This window comes from Pseudomonas sp. NBRC 111139, from assembly GCF_001753955.1.
GTDB classification, from domain to species: Bacteria; Pseudomonadota; Gammaproteobacteria; order Pseudomonadales; family Pseudomonadaceae; genus Aquipseudomonas; species Aquipseudomonas alloputida.
In genome coordinates this window covers 48,098-65,390 of sequence record NZ_BCBP01000027.1, presented here as the reverse complement: position 1 = coordinate 65,390, position 17,293 = coordinate 48,098, and the positions used below count along the sequence as shown (strand labels likewise).

Below are 17,293 nucleotides of genomic sequence, written 5' to 3'. Positions count from 1 at the left end.
GGGGTTTTCGCACACACCAGCAATCAGAGCAGCGAACGGCCCTTGTTGGCGGCAATGCGCATACGCAGTGCATTGAGCTTGATGAAGCCAGCAGCATCTGCCTGGTTGTAGGCACCACCATCTTCTTCAAAGGTGGCGATGTTGGCATCGAACAGCGAATCGTCCGACTTGCGGCCAACCACGGTCACATTGCCCTTGTACAGTTTCAGGCGCACTACACCATTCACGTTGACCTGCGAAGCATCGATCATCTGCTGCAGCATCAGACGCTCCGGGCTCCACCAGTAGCCGGTGTAGATCAGGCTGGCATACTTTGGCATCAGCTCATCTTTCAGGTGAGCGACTTCGCGGTCCAGGGTGATCGACTCGATGGCACGGTGTGCCTTGAGCATGATGGTACCGCCAGGCGTTTCGTAGCAACCGCGCGACTTCATGCCGACGTAACGGTTTTCGACGATGTCCAGACGGCCGATGCCGTTGGCACCACCGATACGGTTCAGGTCTGCCAGGACGGTGGCCGGGGATTTCTCGACGCCGTCGATGGCAACGATGTCACCATTGCGGTAGGTCAGCTCGATGTAGGTAGCCTGGTCCGGGGCGTTCTCAGGCGAGACACTCCAGCGCCACATGTCTTCTTCGTGCTCGGTCCAGGTATCTTCCAGGACACCGCCTTCGTAGGAGATGTGCAGCAGGTTGGCGTCCATCGAGTACGGCGACTTCTTCTTGCCGTGGCGCTCGATCGGGATGCCGTGCTTCTCGGCGTAGTCCATCAGCTTTTCGCGGGACAGCAGGTCCCACTCACGCCATGGGGCGATGACCTTGACGCCTGGCTTCAGGGCATAGGCACCCAGCTCGAAGCGCACCTGGTCGTTACCCTTACCGGTGGCGCCATGGGAAATGGCGTCAGCGCCGGTTTCGTTGGCGATTTCGATCAGACGCTTGGCGATCAGCGGACGGGCGATGGAAGTACCCAGCAGGTACTCGCCTTCGTAGACGGTGTTGGCGCGGAACATCGGGAACACGAAATCACGCACGAATTCTTCGCGCAGGTCGTCGATGTAGATCTCTTTAACGCCCATTGCCTGGGCCTTGGCACGGGCCGGTTCGACCTCTTCGCCCTGCCCCAGGTCAGCGGTGAAGGTCACCACTTCGCAGTTGTAGGTATCCTGCAGCCACTTGAGAATCACCGAAGTATCAAGGCCGCCGGAATACGCCAGTACGACCTTTTTTACGTCCGCCATGCCATCACTCCACGGGGTTGTACGGAAAGGGACCGATTCTACCGGCGTTGCGGATAAATTTACAGTGGGGCGACAGCTTCTGACGACAAAGCGACAGGAACTTTCGTAGGGGCGACGGGCGGTCGGTTGCGGGATGTGGCATGAGGACCATGGAGGGGCGTCGAGCCGCAGCGTGCATGCCTTGAGGAGTTCAGCGCCTGTGAGATCGAGCGCCGCCAGGTGTCCGCCTCGACACATTCTGCACCTGTGAGACCGAGCGCCGCCAGGTGTCCGCCTCGACACATTCTGCGCCTGTGAGACCGAGCGCCGCCAGGTGTCCGCCTCGACACATTCTGCGCCTGCGAGATCGAGCGCCGCGCGGGCGGCGCTCGATCTCACAGGCGCTGAAAATGTTGTGACGAACCCCTGGTGGCCTTGATGCGAGCCCATGACATGCACCGACCAGATATCAGGGCGCCTTCGCCCCCGGGACGCCCGAGGCAGGTGCAACAACCGGCGCCGCTTGCTCAACCGGCTTTTCCACCGGTTTCTCAACCACCGCTACCCGATCCAGCTCGATATTCACCCGCCGATTACGCGCCCGATTCGACGCACTGTTGTTCTTCGCGAGCGGATAACGTTCGCCATGGAAGCGCACAGTGATCTGCTCCTCCGGCACACCGTTAGCCTTGAAGTAATCGGCAACGGCCAATGCACGGCGGCGTGACAGGTCGCGGTTGGCCAGGCGGTTGCCACTGTTGTCGGAATGCCCATTGAGCTCGACATGATTCACCGTCGGGTCGGCTTTCATGTAATCGAGGATCACGTCCAGCCGCGCCTTGGCTGCTGCATCCAGCTCGATACCGCCCCCGGGGAAACCCACCTGGGTCTGGCGCACCTGGTCGTAGTTCATCGGCAACAGCTTGCCAGCACAGACCTGATAGTCATTGTAGGCTTTGGCGAAGCTGACCGGCAGCACACGCACTTCCATCGGCCTGCCCGCCTCACCGGTGTAGTTGCGCACGACGGTGCTACGCCCGTCGAGCAAGCCGTTGATCAGCCGGCTGGCCTGCCCTTGGGAGGAGCTGAACAGCACGCCACTGCGGGCCATACGCACATTGCCCAGGTTGATATCGCCACGCCCAGGTTGCCACGGCGCTGCCGCAGCCAGCAGGCTGGCGGTGCCGGCACCCAGTGCGTTGCTGTCCGACCGCAGCTGAAACACCGGCTGCTCGCCTGCCCGACGCACGAACGTACCGCTGCCGAAACCTTCGATCGGCTGGCTCAGACGGCACTCGAACTGGTCACCCTCGACCTTCCAGGCAATGTTCTCCATGCGCGTCTGGAAAGTCAGTGCGCCGGCCGGCAGGCTGGCGAACAGGGTCAACAGGGCTAGGTAACGCTGGCGCACGGGCGGCTCCACAAATTCTGACGGCTTACCTGCAGGCTATCGGACGCTGTCCGGAAAACTTGATAGCCGTGCTCGCCCCGGGGTTTTCCGGTAGGATTGGGGCTTGAGTTCGACCCGCCTGGAATCCCCAATGTCCGATCGCCTGACCCTCCTGCGCCCCGACGACTGGCACATCCATCTGCGCGATGGTGCCGTCCTGCCCCACACCGTTGGCGACGTGGCGCGTACCTTCGCCCGTGCCATCATCATGCCCAACCTCGTGCCGCCGGTGCGCAATGCCACCGAGGCCGGCGCCTACCGTGAGCGCATTCTGGCTGCCCGCCCGGCTGGCAGCCGCTTCGAGCCGCTGATGGTGCTGTACCTCACCGACAACATCAGCCCCGAGGACATCCGCGCGGCCAAGGCCAGCGGTTTCGTGTACGCCGCCAAGTTGTACCCGGCCGGCGCCACCACCAACTCCGATTCCGGCGTGACCAGCATCGACAACATCTTCCCGGCCATAGAGGCAATGGCGGAAGTGGGCATGCCGCTGCTGGTGCATGGCGAAGTGACCCGCAGCGAGATCGACGTGTTCGACCGCGAGAAGCGCTTCATCGACGAGCACATGCGCCGTGTGGTCGAGCGCTTCCCGACGCTGAAAGTGGTGTTCGAACACATCACCACCAGCGATGCCGCGCAGTTCGTCACCGAGGCCCCGGCCAACGTGGGTGCGACCATCACCGCCCAGCACCTGCTGTACAACCGCAACCACATGCTGGTCGGCGGCATTCGCCCGCACTTCTACTGCCTGCCGATCCTCAAGCGCAACACCCACCAGGTGGCCTTGCTGGACGCAGCCACCAGCGGCAATCCGAAGTTCTTCCTCGGCACCGACTCGGCACCTCATGCCCGTCACGCCAAGGAAGCAGCCTGCGGTTGCGCGGGTTGCTACACCGCCTATGCGGCCATCGAGATGTACGCCGAAGCGTTCGAGCAGCGTAACGCGCTGGACAAGCTGGAAGGCTTCGCCAGCCTGCACGGCCCGGCCTTCTATGGCCTGCCGGCGAACACCGACACCATTACCCTGGTCCGCGAAGAATGGACCGCTCCGGAAAGCCTGCCATTTGGCGAGCAAACCGTAGTCCCGCTGCGCGCTGGCGAAAAACTGCGCTGGCGCCTGCTGGAGAAAAACGCGTGAGCGAAGACCTTTACGAAGACGACCTGGACACCCAAGGCAGCAGCGGTCCTCGCCATCCGATGGCCGAGCGCTTCCGCGGCTATCTGCCGGTCGTGGTGGATGTTGAAACCGGTGGTTTCAACAGCGCTACCGATGCATTGCTGGAAATTGCCGCCGTCACCATCGGCATGGACGAGAAAGGCTTCCTGTTCCCCGAACATACCTACTTCCACCGCGTGGAGCCGTTCGAGGGCGCCAACATCGAGCCGGCCGCACTTGAGTTCACCGGGATCAAGCTGGACCACCCGCTGCGCATGGCGGTCAGCGAGGAAAGCGCGATGACCGACATCTTCCGCGGCGTGCGCAAGGCACTCAAGGCCAACGGCTGCAAGCGGGCGATTCTGGTCGGCCACAACAGCAGCTTCGACCTGGGTTTCCTCAATGCAGCAGTGGCGCGCAATGACCTGAAGCGCAACCCGTTCCACCCGTTCTCCAGCTTCGACACCGCCACCCTGGCGGGCCTGGCGTATGGCCAGACCGTGCTGGCACGAGCCTGCCAGAGCGCTGACATCGATTTCGACGGGCGTGAGGCGCACTCGGCACGTTATGACACCGAGAAAACCGCTGAGCTGTTCTGCGGCATCGTCAACCGCTGGAAAGAAATGGGCGGCTGGCGCGATTTCAACGATTGATCTGCCAAAAGCATTCGCGAGCGCGTCCGTAAGAGACCTGCACAGTGAGGCATAAAAAAACCGGCCACGAAGGCCGGTTTTTTCATGCACGCAGCAATTACAGCTTGCCAGCGTTCTCGCTCAGGTAGGCAGCAACGCCTTCAGGCGAAGCGTTCATGCCCTTGTCGCCTTTTTTCCAGTTGGCAGGGCACACTTCGCCGTGCTCTTCGTGGAACTGCAGAGCGTCGACCAGACGCAGCAGCTCGTCCATGTTACGGCCCAGTGGCAGGTCGTTGACGATCTGCGAACGGACAACACCGTTGGTATCGATCAGGAAGGCACCACGGAAGGCCACGCCGCCTTCGGACTCGACGTCGTAGGCTTTGCAGATTTCGTGGGTCATGTCGGCAGCCAGGGTGTACTTCACCTGACCGATGCCGCCGTTGTTGACCGGGGTGTTACGCCAGGCGTTGTGGGTGAAGTGCGAGTCGATCGACACGCCGATCACTTCCACGTTGCGCGCCTGGAAGTCAGGGATGCGGTTGTCCAGGGCGATCAGCTCGGACGGGCAGACGAAGGTGAAGTCCAGCGGGTAGAAGAACACCAGGCCGTACTTGCCCTTGATGGCCGAGGCCAGGTTGAAGCTATCGACGATCTCGCCATTGCCCAGCACGGCCGGAACGGTGAAATCGGGGGCTTTCTTACCAACGAGTACGCTCATTGTAATCTCCTGATGAGGGTGAAAAACCGTTTGCCGGGCCAGACGGGCTTGCCCGACATCCAACAAAGGCCGACCATCATACACGGCTTCTCATGACAGGCCGACTCCGTCGACAAAGCGACCACCGGTCGCTCAAGCACAGCACCCTCAGAAAGATCTTTGACAAGCATTCTCATTAACATTAAGCTCCAACCCATCGACCCAACCAGCGATGGTCAGCCCTTATGTATGTGTGTCTTTGTGTCGGCGTTACCGACGGACAGATCCGCGATGCGATCTATGAAGGATGCTGCAGTTACAAGGAAGTGCGAGCCGCCACCAATGTCGCCAGCCAGTGTGGGAAATGCGCCTGCGTGGCCAAGCAGGTGGTCCGCGAGACCCTGACCGAGCTTCAGGTCAGCCAGGCGGCCTTGCCCTACCCCGTCGAATTTACCGCTGCCTGAACGCAGAATTTCAAGAACCGGACCTGGTGTCCGGTTTTTTTATGCCCGCAATTCAACAAGTTAGCGTTGCAACGCGGTTCACAAACATTCTTATTCCTATTAATTTTCACTTAGTATTCAAGAACTTAGGTTTGACACACCTAAGTATCGGGCTCAAACTTCAGTGGATTGACACACTTCTACAGGGCAGGAACCCGACATGAAAGGCGACGTAAGCGTCATCCAGCATCTCAACAAGATCCTCGGAAACGAGCTGGTCGCGATCAACCAGTACTTCCTGCACGCACGCATGTACGAAGATTGGGGGCTGAACAAACTCGGCAAGCACGAGTACAAAGAATCCATCGATGAAATGAAGCACGCTGACAAACTGATCAAGCGTATTTTGTTCCTCGAAGGTATTCCTAACGTTCAGGACCTGGGCAAACTGCTGATCGGCGAGCACACCAAGGAAATGCTCGAGTGTGACCTGAAGATTGAACAGCAAGGCCTGGTCGACCTGAAGGCCGCCATCGCCCATTGTGAAACCGCTGGCGACTTCGGCTCGCGTGACGTGCTCGAAGATATCCTCGAGTCCGAGGAAGAACACATCGACTGGCTGGAAACCCAACTGGGGCTGATCGACAAGATCGGTATCGAGAACTACCTGCAGTCGCAGATGGGCGAAGAGTAACTATTCGCCCCATAAAAAAACCCGCTGATCGCGGGTTTTTTTATGCTTGCCGGAAGATCAGGCTTCAGAAGCCTTGGCCTTGGCAGCCGCTTCCTTGATCAGGGTTTGCAGCTCACCCTTCTCGAACATTTCCAGCATGATGTCGCTGCCGCCAACCAGCTCACCGGCTACCCACAGTTGCGGGAAGGTCGGCCAGTTGGCGTATTTTGGCAGGTTGGCGCGAATTTCCGGGTTCTGCAGGATGTCGACGTAGGCGAACTTTTCGCCACAACCCATCACGGCCTGCGATGCACGCGCAGAGAAGCCGCACTGCGGGGCATTCGGCGAGCCTTTCATGTAAAGCAGAATGGTGTTGTTGGCAATCTGCTCTTTGATCGTTTCGATGATATCCATGTAGCACCTCGGCTGAACTATCCGACACAGTCGTCGGCACGGTGTCGCATTGTATCGGAAAGCCGAGCGCCGTGCTCGGCCTTGCCGTTCCTCAAGCGGCCTCGACCTGCACGGGTACGCCATTGAGCGCAGCGTTCCCGGAAACCTGGTCCCGAAAGCGCTCATCGGTCAGGTCATTGGCACTCACGCCGGGTTGCGCCTGGGCGATCTGCAGGTGCACGCCGTGACGACCATGACCATAACCATGGGGCAAGCTGACCACACCGGGCATCATGTCCTCGCAGGCCTGCACCTCGACCTCCAGTGAGCCAGTACGCGAACGGATGCGCACGCGCTGGCCATCCTGCAGTTGCCGCTGCTGTAAATCTTGCGGGTGCATCAACAACTGATGCCGTGGCTTGCCTTTCACCAGGCGATGGAAGTTGTGCATCCACGAGTTGTTGCTGCGCACATGGCGGCGCCCGATCAGCAGCAGCTCGCCCGGCACTGGGGGCGTCATTTGCGCCAGGCGGTGCAAGTCGTCCAGCAAGACCTGAGGAGCTGCTTCGACAGCCTTGCTGACGGTCGTCAAGCGTCCAGCGAGGTTGCTGCGTAACGGCCCCAGGTCAAGCCCGTGCGGGTGATCGTCCAGTGTTGCCAGGGAGAGCTGCCAAGGCGTTGCTTCACCATAGCGCCCTTTGCGCAGGGCTTGGTCAATCATCTGCGCAGGCGACCAGGTCGGCTTCAACGCCAACTCGGCACGCTTGGCAAACGCCTGGGCCAGGCCGACGAAGATCTCCCAGTCATGCAGTGCCCCCTCCGGCTTGGCCAGGATCGCCCGGTTGAAGCGCGTGACATTGCGCACTGCCAGCAAGTTGAAGGTGCTGTCGTAATGGTCGTTCTCCAGCGCTGAGGTGGAGGGCAGGATCAAGTCGGCATGGCGGGTGGTTTCGTTGATGTAGAGATCGATACTGAGCATGAACTCCAGCCCCTCCAGCGCCGTATCCAACTGGCGGCCGTTAGGCGTGGACAACACAGGGTTACCGGCAACGGTCACCAGGGCGCGCACCTGCCCTTCGCCCGGTGTTTGCATTTCCTCGGCCAGGACAGCCACCGGCAGCTCGCCGCCGTACTCGGGCAAACCCGACACACGGCTCTGCCAGGCGTTGAAATGGCCGCCCGAGGTGGTTGCCACCAGGTCGACGGCAGGCTCCGTGCACAACGCGCCGCCTGTGCGGTCGAGGTTGCCGGTCACCAGGTTCACAAGTTGCACCAGCCAGTGGCAAAGGGTACCGAATGCTTGGGTCGAGACGCCCATGCGGCCGTAGCACACGGCCTGTCCGGCAGCGGCGAAGTCGCGTGCCAGCTGGCGAATATCCGCTGCAGCAATACCACATTGGGCGCTCACGGCCTCGGCACTGAACGGCGCAATGGCCTCGCGCACCTGCTGCAGGCCGTTGACCGGCAAGTGCGAGCCCCGTGCCAGGCCTTCTTCGAACAATGTGTTGAGCAAGCCGCACAACAGGGCTGCATCACCACCGGGGCGTATGAACAAATGGCTGTCAGCCATTGCCGCCGTTTCGCTACGCCGCGGGTCAACCACCACCAGGCGCCCACCACGCGCCCGCAGGGCCTTCAGGCGCTTCTCCACGTCCGGAACAGTCATGATGCTGCCATTGGAGGCCAGCGGGTTGCCGCCAAGAATCAGCATGAACCCCGTGTGGTCGATGTCCGGAATCGGCAGCAGCAGCCCATGCCCATACATCAAGTGGCTGACCAGGTGTTGGGGCAACTGGTCCACTGAAGTGGCTGAGAAACGGTTACGGGTCTTGAGCAGGCCCAGAAAGTAGTTGCTGTGGGTCATCAAGCCGTAATTGTGCACGCTCGGGTTGCCTTGGTAGACCGCCACGGCATTGCGCCCATGGGCTTGCTGGACCGCCCACACTTTTTCGGCTGCCAGTGCGAAAGCCTCATCCCAGCCAATGGCCTGCCAATGCTCGCCGACCCGCTTGTGGGGCTGGCGCAGGCGATCCGGGTCGTTCTGAATGTCCTGCAACGCCACAGCCTTGGGGCAGACATGGCCACGGCTGAACGGGTCCATGGGGTCGCCCTTGATCGAGCTGATCAGGGCCCGCCCGTCTTCCTCATGGCTGACTTCGATGTTGAGCCCGCAGATCGCTTCGCACAGGTGACAGGCACGGTGATGCAGGGTCTTGGTCATGGCCGCCTCTGCCTTGTTGTTGTCGAACAGTGACTATGCGCCCGCCCCCCGCCCCGCGGCCAGTGCGCTTCGCCGCGTGAATCCACCGACATCAGGCGCACGATTTACGACAGCCATTTGCCAAATTGCCAGCAAGCCGTGTACAACCGTCTGTAGCAAATAAAGAACAGCACGGGCCAACGGGTAAAGACACCCTTTGCAATACCCTTTGCGATCACCCCGCTTTTCCCCCCTTGGCTTCAGGCGACATTTACTTATAGTATTGCGCCTTTCCCTATTTCGTCCGCCCCGTGCGGCTTACGCCGCAGGTCACCCCCGTTGTCAAAAAAACCATACGGTCGACCTGCATACCGTTGCAGATAAGGTAGTCACTCATGAGCGCTAGGCACTTTCTCTCCCTGCTGGACTTCACCACCGACGAATTGCTCGGGGTGATCCGCCGCGGCATCGAGCTGAAGGACCTGCGCAAGCGAGGCGTGCTGTTCGAACCGCTGAAGAACCGTGTGTTGGGCATGATCTTCGAAAAGTCCTCGACCCGTACCCGCGTGTCGTTCGAGGCCGGCATGATCCAGCTCGGCGGCCAGGCCATCTTCCTGTCGCCCCGCGACACCCAGCTGGGCCGCGGCGAGCCGATTGGTGACAGCGCCATCGTGCTGTCGAGCATGGTTGATGTGGTGATGATCCGGACCCACGCCCACAGCACCCTGACCGAGTTCGCCGCCAAGTCGCGTGTGCCCGTGATCAACGGCCTGTCCGACGAATCGCACCCGTGCCAACTGCTGGCCGACATGCAGACCTTCGTTGAACACCGCGGCTCGATTCAGGGCAAGACCGTGACCTGGATCGGCGATGGCTTCAACATGTGCAACTCCTATATCGAAGCCGCCAGGCAGTTCGATTTCCAGCTGCGCATCGCCTGCCCCGAAGGCTATGAGCCGGATCAACGCTTCATGGCACTGGGCGGTGACCGCGTGCAGATCATCCGGGATGCTAGGGAAGCTGTGCGTGATGCACACCTGGTGGTCACCGATGTCTGGACTTCCATGGGTCAGGAGGAGGAAACTGCACGGCGCCTGGCGCATTTCGCGCCTTACCAGGTCACCCGCGAACTGCTCGACCTGGCTGCACCCGATGTCCTCTTCATGCACTGCCTGCCCGCCCACCGTGGCGAGGAAATCAGCCAGGACCTGCTCGACGACCCACGTTCGGTCGCCTGGGACGAGGCTGAAAACCGCCTGCATGCACAGAAGGCGCTTCTCGAATTCCTTGTAGAACCGGCTTACCACCACGCATGAGTCAACCCCTACTGCTCAACCTGCGCAACCTCGCCTGCGGCTATGGCGACCAGCGCATCGTCCAGAACCTCAACCTGCACCTGAACGCAGGCGACATCGGTTGCCTGCTGGGTTCATCCGGTTGTGGCAAGACCACCACCCTGCGTGCCATCGCCGGTTTCGAGCCGGTGCACGAAGGTGAAATCCACCTGGCCGGTGAGGTCATTTCCCGGGCTGGCTTCACCCTGGCTCCGGAAAAGCGCCGCATCGGCATGGTATTTCAGGACTACGCGCTGTTCCCGCACCTGACCGTGGCGCAGAACATTGCCTTTGGTATCGCCAAACACCCACGCCAGGCCGCCGTCATCGAAGAGATGCTGGAGCTGGTCAAACTCGGCGGGCTGGGCGGGCGTTACCCGCATGAGCTGTCTGGCGGCCAGCAGCAACGTGTCGCCCTGGCCCGGGCGCTGGCGCCCGAGCCGCAACTGTTGCTGCTTGACGAGCCATTCTCCAACCTCGACGTGGAGCTGCGCCGGCGCCTGAGCCATGAGGTTCGCGATATTCTCAAAAGCCGCGGTACCAGCGCCATTCTGGTCACCCATGACCAGGAAGAAGCCTTTGCCGTCAGCGACCAGGTTGGCGTCTTCAAGGAAGGCCGCCTGGAACAGTGGGATACGCCCTATAACCTTTACCACGAACCGCAGACGCCATTCGTGGCGAGTTTCATCGGCCAGGGATACTTCATCCGTGGGCAAATGAGCAGCCACGAGGCAGTCAATACCGAAGTGGGTGAGCTGCGCGGTAACCGCGCCTACATCATGGCGCCGGGCAGTTCGGTGGATGTACTGCTGCGGCCCGACGATATCGTGTATGCACCGGGCAGCGGGCTACAGGCGAACATCGTTGGCAAGAGCTTCCTGGGGGCATCGACCCTGTACCGCCTGCAACTGCCGACTGGCAGCCAGCTGGAAGCGATCTTCCCTAGCCATAACGACCTTCAGGTCGGTGAAGATGTGGGGATTGCGGTGAAAGCCGATCACCTGGTGCTGTTCCCGGTGCCGGGTAGCGTAGCGGCGCAGTTGCCGCGCCAGGAGAATGGCGTGCGTCGGTACAGTTCCGCGACCTGATTGCAGACCCTTGGGGCCGCGCTGCGGCCCAATCGCGACACAAGGCCGCTCCCACAGGAAATCGAGAACTCCTGTGGGGCGGCCTTGTGTCGCGATTGGGCTGCAGCGCGGCTCCGGATCTCAGCCTCTGCCGATCCCGGCAAACGTGCCCTGCGTATACTCCGCCAGCACCGCCGCTGCCAACTCCACTTCCAGGCCACGCCTGCCGGCGCTGACATGGATAGTTGCAAAATTCTGCGCCGAGTCATCAATGAAGGTCCGCAGGCGCTTCTTCTGCCCCAGCGGGCTGATGCCACCCACCAGGTAACCGGTCGCCCGCTGCGCCGCCGCCGGGTCGGCCATCTCGCACTTCTTCACGCCGGCAGCATGGGCCAGGGCCTTGAGGTCCAGGGTACCCACCACAGGCACAACCGCTACCAGCAATTCCCCTTTCTCGCTGCTTGCCAGCAACGTCTTGAACACCTGTTGCGGGTCGAGCCCGAGCTTTTCTGCCGCCTCCAGGCCATACGACGCCGACTTCGGGTCATGTTCATAACTGTGCACACGATGCTCGGCACGGTGCTTCTTCAACAAGTCTAGGGCGGGGGTCATGCAAGGGCTCCAGTCAGGGACGACTCGGCGGCTACTTTAGGACAATTCCCACATCCCAGCCACCGCACCGCAATCGCGCGCGTCTAGTACAGGGATCAGCAGCTGATTCTAGCGACCATATCGTGACTGACCGTTCACTTTCGACCTTTGACATCAGCGTTTCTTGTCTATATTTTTTCGTTTCTGAATAAGCGGTGCACTTATAAGGTGCATTTCCTACATCACCCGGGGTCAATGGGGATAGACACCGGGTTTTGCTGTCGAGCGCCACGCGCCTCACAACAAAAAAAACGAGGTCATACATGACGACTGCTCTGCGCCAACCCACACTGTCCAGCCAATGCCTGGCCGAGTTTCTCGGCACCGCCCTGCTCATCTTCTTCGGTACCGGCTGCGTCGCCGCGCTCAAGGTGGCCGGCGCCAGCTTCGGGCTTTGGGAAATCAGTATCATCTGGGGCGTGGGCGTCAGCATGGCCATCTACCTCACCGCCGGTATTTCCGGTGCGCACCTGAACCCAGCCGTGAGTATCGCCCTCACACTGTTCGCAGGGTTCGACAAGCGCAAGCTGCCCTTCTACATGCTGGCCCAGGTATGCGGCGCATTCTGTGGCGCAGCACTGGTCTACACGCTATACAGCAATCTGTTCTTCGATTTCGAACAAGCCCACGCCATGCTGCGCGGTAGCGAAGGCAGCCTGGAGCTGGCCTCGGTGTTCTCCACCTACCCGCACCCGTCGCTGTCCACCAGCCAGGCGTTTCTGGTCGAAGTGGTGATCACTGCCATTCTGATGGCCGTGATCATGGCCCTGACCGACGACAACAACGGCCTGCCGCGCGGCGCCATGGCCCCGCTGCTGATCGGCCTGCTGATTGCAGTGATTGGCAGCGCCATGGGCCCATTGACTGGCTTTGCGATGAACCCGGCCCGCGATTTCGGGCCAAAACTCATGACCTTCCTGGCCGGTTGGGGCGAAATCGCCTTCACTGGCGGGCGGGATATTCCCTATTTCCTGGTTCCGGTATTTGCACCGATCCTTGGCGCCTGCTTGGGTGCAGCGAGCTATCGCGGCCTGATTGCACGCAACCTGCCAATGGCGCCTGCCGCGACCCCTGAGACAAATGACATTCGCCAGGGCGATACTCAAGCCAATTGATGCCGCCATCACGCACAGCCCTGACCCCCTATTCTTGCAAGGCCTACGACCATGACAGACACCCAGGATAAGAACTACATCATCGCCCTGGACCAGGGTACCACCAGCTCACGGGCGATCATTTTCGACCGTGACGCCAATGTTGTAGGTACCTCCCAGCGCGAGTTCGCACAGCATTACCCGCAGGCGGGCTGGGTCGAGCATGACCCGATGGAGATTTTCGCCACACAAAGCGCCACCATGGTCGAGGCCCTTGCCCAGGCGGGTATCAGCCACGCCCAGGTCGCTGCGCTGGGCATCACCAACCAACGCGAAACCACGGTGGTGTGGGACAAGGAAACCGGACGCCCGGTGTACAACGCCATTGTCTGGCAGTGCCGCCGCAGCACCGAGATTTGTGCCCAGCTCAAGCGTGACGGCCACGAAGGCTACATTCGTGAAACCACCGGCCTGGTTACCGACCCGTATTTCTCCGGCACCAAGCTGAAGTGGATCCTCGACAATGTCGAGGGCGCCCGTGAACGCGCCGAGCGTGGCGAACTGCTGTTCGGCACCATCGACACGTGGCTGATCTGGAAGTTTACGGGTGGCAAGGTTCACGTCACCGACTACACCAACGCCTCGCGCACGCTGATGTTCAACATCCACAGCCTGCAGTGGGACGACAAGCTGCTGCAAATCCTGGGCATCCCGCGGCAAATGCTGCCTGAGGTGCGCCCATCTTCGGAAGTGTACGGCCACACCAAGAGCGGCATTGCCATTGCCGGTATCGCCGGCGACCAGCAGTCGGCACTGTTCGGCCAGATGTGCGTTGAGCCGGGTCAAGCCAAGAATACCTACGGCACCGGCTGCTTCCTGTTGATGAACACGGGCGACCAGGCGGTGAAGTCGTCCCACGGCCTGCTCACGACCATTGCCTGCGGCCCGCGTGGTGAGGTGGCCTATGCACTGGAAGGTGCGGTATTCAATGGTGGCTCTACCGTGCAATGGTTGCGTGACGAACTGAAGATCGTCAACGACGCCCTGGATACCGAGTATTTCGCCAGCAAGGTCAAGGACAGCAACGGCGTGTACCTGGTGCCCGCCTTTACCGGCCTGGGTGCCCCGTACTGGGACCCGTATGCCCGCGGTGCATTGTTCGGCCTGACACGTGGTGTAAAGGTGGACCACATCATTCGCGCCGCACTGGAGTCCATCGCCTACCAGACCCGCGATGTCCTCGACGCCATGCAGCAGGACTGTGGCCAGCGCTTGTCCGAGCTGCGCGTGGACGGTGGTGCAGTGGCCAACAACTTCCTCATGCAGTTCCAGGCCGACATCCTCGGCACCTGCGTCGAGCGGCCGCAGATGCGCGAAACCACGGCGCTGGGCGCCGCCTATCTGGCAGGCCTGGCCTGTGGCTTCTGGAGTGGCCTGGACGAGCTGCGCGACAAGGCGATCATCGAGCGTGAGTTCAGCCCGCAGTTGGACGAAACGCAGAAAGAAAAGCTGTATGCCGGCTGGAAGAAGGCGGTCGAGCGCACCCGTGATTGGGAAGATCACGAGGCATGATAGCTGTTGGGGCCGCCATGCGGCCCCAATCGTCCACTGGCCGTCATCCCCTTCCTACGGCATCATTGCAGAATTTGTCCGGCAGCCCCAAAGGACCGCCCATGAATCTGCCCCCTCGCCAACAACAAATCCTCGAACTGGTACGCGAACGCGGCTATGTCAGTATCGAGGAAATGGCGCAGCTGTTCGTTGTCACTCCCCAGACCATCCGACGCGACATCAACCAGCTTGCCGAGCTCAACCTGCTGCGTCGTTATCACGGCGGCGCGGCTTACGATTCGAGCATCGAGAACACCGCCTACGCCATGCGTGCCGACCAGATGCGCGACGAAAAGCAGCGCATTGCCGACGCCGTAGCCCGGCAGATTCCCGACCATGCGTCGCTGTTCATCAACATCGGCACCACCACCGAATCGATCGCACGGGCGCTGCTCAACCACAACCACCTGAAAGTCATCACCAACAACTTGCACGTGGCGGCGATCCTGGCCGCCAAGGACGATTTCGAAGTGCTGGTGGCGGGTGGCACGGTACGCCGTGATGGTGGTGTAGTCGGCCAGGCCAGTGTCGATTTCATTAACCAGTTCAAGGTCGACTTCGCCCTGGTGGGCATCAGCGGTATCGACGAGGATGGCAGCCTGCTCGATTTCGACTATCAGGAAGTGCGGGTGTCGCAAGCCATCATCGCCAATGCCCGGCAAGTGATCCTCGCGGCCGATTCCAGCAAGTTCGGGCGCAATGCCATGGTGCGTCTGGGCTCGATCGACCTGGTCGACTGCCTGGTGACCGACCAGACACCAACCCCAACCCTTACCCAATTGTTGAACCAGAACAAGATCAGGCTTGAGGTGGTTTGAGGGCTGGTGGGTGCATGCCGCCAGATGTGTGGCGGCCGTGAGATCAAGTGCGGCGCATCGCGAGCGTGGCTCGCGCCTGCATCGGTTTCGGGCCAGTTATGCCTGAGACAGCGCCCCCCCCATAACCAAAGCCACCCCCTAAATTTTCGGAAATGTTCACTTCGTTGTCATTTGATCAGTTTTTTCTATAGAGACTGACTGGCGACCGGCTTTCTGTTGCGCTAATATTTTCGCAAACGAACATCAATGTTCATATTCGATGTGAACAGCCCCAGGAGGCCTTGCCCGTGTCCCAGCCAGTTTCGTCCCAGCCCCCAACAGCCGACTGCTATGACCTTGTCGTGATCGGCGGTGGCATCAATGGCGTGGGCATCGCTGCCGACGCCGCTGGTCGCGGCTTGAAGGTCTTCCTTTGCGAAAAAGACGACCTGGCCCAACACACGTCGTCAGCCAGCAGCAAACTGATTCACGGTGGCCTGCGCTACCTGGAGCACTACGAGTTTCGCCTCGTACGCGAGGCCTTGGCTGAACGCGAAGTGCTGCTGGCCAAGGCCCCGCACATCGTCAAACCTATGCGCTTCGTGCTTCCGCACCGCCCGCACCTGCGCCCTGCATGGATGATCCGCGCCGGCCTGTTCCTCTACGACCACCTGGGCAAGCGCAAGCGCCTGGGCGCCTCGCGTAGCCTGCGCTTCGGCCCGGGCTACCCGCTGAAGCCGGCAATCACCCGCGGCTTCGAATACGCCGACTGCGCTGTCGATGACGCCCGCCTGGTAGTACTCAACGCCATGGCGGCCCGTGAGCTGGGCGCACACATCCACACCCGCACCCGCTGCTTGCGCGCCGAACGTGTAGAGGGCTTGTGGCAGGTAGAGCTGCAGCACGCCGACGGCAGCCTCCAGACGATCCATACCCGCGCGCTGGTCAACGCTGCCGGCCCGTGGGTGGCCAGCTTCATCAAGGACGACCTCAAGCTCGATGCGCCTTACGGCATCCGCCTGATCCAGGGCAGCCACATTATCGTGCCGCGCCTGTATGAAGGTGAACATGCCTACATTCTGCAGAATGAAGACCAGCGCATCGTCTTCTGCATCCCGTACCTGGACCGCTTTACCCTGATCGGCACCACTGACCGGGAATACAGCGGCGACCCGGCCGCGGTCGCCATTACCGAGCAGGAAACACATTACCTGTTGAAGGTCGTCAACGAGCACTTCAACCACCAACTGAGCCAAGCCGACATCCTGCATACCTACTCCGGCGTTCGGCCGCTGTGCAACGACGAGTCGGACAACCCTTCGGCGGTGACCCGGGACTACACACTCGCCCTTTCGGCAGAAGCTGGCCAGGCACCGCTGCTGTCGGTGTTCGGTGGCAAGCTCACCACCTACCGCAAGCTGGCCGAATCGGCCATGGCTGAACTCAAGCCCTTCTTCACCCAGATGCGCGGCCCCTGGACCGCCAGTGCGCCACTGCCGGGCGCAGAGGGCATGACAACGGTACAGGCGCTGATCGATGCCGTACTGGCACGTTGCGGCTGGTTGCCTGTAGACCTGGCCAAACGCTGGGTGCTCACCTATGGCAGCCGTGTGTGGCGACTGCTCGATGGCGTTCACGGCCCCGAAGACCTCGGGCAGGCTATCGGGGCCGGGCTGTTCACCCGCGAGGTGGACTACCTGCTGGAAGAGGAATGGGCAGAGCAAACCGCTGACATTATCTGGCGTCGCACCAAGCTGGGCCTGTCGCTGACCGCACAGGAGCAGATGGCCCTGGAGGCGTATCTGCAGCAAGCCCGCAAGGTGCGCGCGAATAGCCGCGCAGCCTGATACCGACGGTGAAGCCCTCTTGATC

Annotated in this window: 16 protein-coding genes; 10 read left to right on the top strand and 6 right to left on the bottom strand. The window is 61.1% G+C overall.

The annotated features are described in order from the left end of the window. Positions 1-23: 23 nt before the first annotated feature. On the bottom strand, positions 24-1,241 hold the full coding sequence (locus tag BJQ17_RS10095) for an argininosuccinate synthase (RefSeq protein WP_003254941.1): 1,218 nt from the start codon (positions 1,239-1,241) through the stop codon (positions 24-26). Between the two features lie 448 nt (positions 1,242-1,689). After that, the gene (locus BJQ17_RS10090; RefSeq protein ID WP_070095979.1) at positions 1,690-2,631 is read right to left on the bottom strand and encodes an OmpA family protein; all 942 of its coding nucleotides are present in this window, start codon (positions 2,629-2,631) and stop codon (positions 1,690-1,692) included. A 130-nt stretch (positions 2,632-2,761) separates the two neighbouring features. Between BJQ17_RS10090 and pyrC the strand changes: the two genes are divergently transcribed. Together pyrC and rnt are read left to right on the top strand one after the other, a co-directional pair. Beyond that, positions 2,762-3,808, top strand: a complete 1,047-nt coding sequence (pyrC, locus tag BJQ17_RS10085) for a dihydroorotase (protein ID WP_003254943.1) — start codon at positions 2,762-2,764, stop codon at positions 3,806-3,808. Between the two features lie 59 nt (positions 3,809-3,867). After that, positions 3,868-4,479, top strand: coding sequence for a ribonuclease T (gene rnt, locus BJQ17_RS10080; protein WP_010952252.1), 612 nt, complete (start codon positions 3,868-3,870; stop codon positions 4,477-4,479). A 97-nt stretch (positions 4,480-4,576) separates the two neighbouring features. Here the strand turns inward: rnt and BJQ17_RS10075 are convergent, their stop codons facing one another. Continuing rightward, a complete protein-coding gene (locus BJQ17_RS10075) occupies positions 4,577-5,179 on the bottom strand; it encodes a peroxiredoxin (RefSeq protein ID WP_003254945.1) in 603 nt (200 codons plus the stop codon). A 224-nt stretch (positions 5,180-5,403) separates the two neighbouring features. On the opposite strand from BJQ17_RS10075, the gene BJQ17_RS10065 reads away from it, so the two are divergent. Then, on the top strand, positions 5,404-5,622 hold the full coding sequence (locus tag BJQ17_RS10065) for a bacterioferritin-associated ferredoxin (RefSeq protein ID WP_003254947.1): 219 nt from the start codon (positions 5,404-5,406) through the stop codon (positions 5,620-5,622). Positions 5,623-5,821: 199 nt separating this feature from the next. Then, positions 5,822-6,295, top strand: a complete 474-nt coding sequence (bfr, locus tag BJQ17_RS10060) for a bacterioferritin (protein ID WP_003254948.1) — start codon at positions 5,822-5,824, stop codon at positions 6,293-6,295. Positions 6,296-6,352: 57 nt separating this feature from the next. On the opposite strand, the gene grxD is transcribed toward bfr, so the two are convergent. Then, on the bottom strand, positions 6,353-6,688 hold the full coding sequence (grxD, locus tag BJQ17_RS10055) for a Grx4 family monothiol glutaredoxin (RefSeq protein ID WP_003254949.1): 336 nt from the start codon (positions 6,686-6,688) through the stop codon (positions 6,353-6,355). A 91-nt stretch (positions 6,689-6,779) separates the two neighbouring features. After that, on the bottom strand, positions 6,780-8,888 hold the full coding sequence (locus BJQ17_RS10050; RefSeq protein ID WP_070095978.1) for a molybdopterin-dependent oxidoreductase: 2,109 nt from the start codon (positions 8,886-8,888) through the stop codon (positions 6,780-6,782). A 374-nt stretch (positions 8,889-9,262) separates the two neighbouring features. On the opposite strand from BJQ17_RS10050, the gene argF reads away from it, so the two are divergent. Continuing rightward, on the top strand, positions 9,263-10,183 hold the full coding sequence (gene argF, locus BJQ17_RS10045; protein WP_003254953.1) for an ornithine carbamoyltransferase: 921 nt from the start codon (positions 9,263-9,265) through the stop codon (positions 10,181-10,183). After that, the gene (locus BJQ17_RS10040; protein WP_014755513.1) at positions 10,180-11,289 is read left to right on the top strand and encodes an ABC transporter ATP-binding protein; all 1,110 of its coding nucleotides are present in this window, start codon (positions 10,180-10,182) and stop codon (positions 11,287-11,289) included. The genes argF and BJQ17_RS10040 overlap by 4 nt, the downstream gene beginning before the upstream one ends. A gap of 120 nt (positions 11,290-11,409) precedes the next feature. Here the strand turns inward: BJQ17_RS10040 and ybaK are convergent, their stop codons facing one another. Beyond that, positions 11,410-11,880: a Cys-tRNA(Pro) deacylase gene (ybaK, locus tag BJQ17_RS10035; RefSeq protein ID WP_003254957.1), complete on the bottom strand. Its 471-nt coding sequence runs from the start codon at positions 11,878-11,880 to the stop codon at positions 11,410-11,412. A 302-nt stretch (positions 11,881-12,182) separates the two neighbouring features. Here ybaK and BJQ17_RS10030 point away from each other — a divergent pair, with 302 nt between their 5' ends. From BJQ17_RS10030 to glpD, 4 genes are all read left to right on the top strand, one after another. Continuing rightward, positions 12,183-13,034, top strand: a complete 852-nt coding sequence (locus BJQ17_RS10030; RefSeq protein ID WP_003254959.1) for an MIP/aquaporin family protein — start codon at positions 12,183-12,185, stop codon at positions 13,032-13,034. A gap of 51 nt (positions 13,035-13,085) precedes the next feature. Next, complete coding sequence (gene glpK, locus BJQ17_RS10025) at positions 13,086-14,585, top strand: glycerol kinase GlpK (RefSeq protein WP_003254960.1); 1,500 nt, start codon at positions 13,086-13,088, stop codon at positions 14,583-14,585. Between the two features lie 101 nt (positions 14,586-14,686). Beyond that, a complete protein-coding gene (glpR, locus tag BJQ17_RS10020; RefSeq protein ID WP_003254962.1) occupies positions 14,687-15,442 on the top strand; it encodes a DNA-binding transcriptional repressor GlpR in 756 nt (251 codons plus the stop codon). A gap of 287 nt (positions 15,443-15,729) precedes the next feature. After that, positions 15,730-17,268, top strand: a complete 1,539-nt coding sequence (gene glpD / locus BJQ17_RS10015; RefSeq protein WP_003254964.1) for a glycerol-3-phosphate dehydrogenase — start codon at positions 15,730-15,732, stop codon at positions 17,266-17,268. Positions 17,269-17,293 lie beyond the last annotated feature (25 nt).